Below are 378 nucleotides of genomic sequence, written 5' to 3' on the forward strand. Positions count from 1 at the left end.
CTCGACCATCTTGCGCGCGAGAACGGTTGCGAGATCATCGTGGTTAATCAGGAATCGCTGTCGCCAGAGCAGGAAATGGTTGAGGACCTGCTTGCCGTCGTCCATACGTTCTCATGCCGCCTGGACGGCATGCGCAAGTACAAAAAGCAGATCAAGGAAGACTATCCGGGTAGCAAGGTACCGAAGGAAATCCTGGAATGACAACCGTCACCCGCACTCTCTATGGGACGTCGTCGTGCGTGCCTGCGCTTCGCGCGGTGTGCAGGGCGACGGCGTTCGTCTGAGCGGACCTCTGGCGTCGCTACGGCGCGCTGGGGAACGTCGGCAAGAGTGCGGCCGACATCCGCAAGGAAGTGACTGCTGGCGGCTGGTATGCGT

The 378-nt window shown here is 60.3% G+C and carries 1 protein-coding gene; it reads left to right on the forward strand.

The genetic code is table 11. The features are described from left to right. Positions 1-201, forward strand: a 201-nt coding sequence (locus ACYP5B_RS34605; protein ID WP_459572650.1) for an IS607 family transposase, incomplete at its 5' end; no start/stop codon positions are given. Positions 202-378: the final 177 nt, after the last annotated feature.

It is taken from the genome of Cupriavidus sp. 8B, from assembly GCF_054589115.1.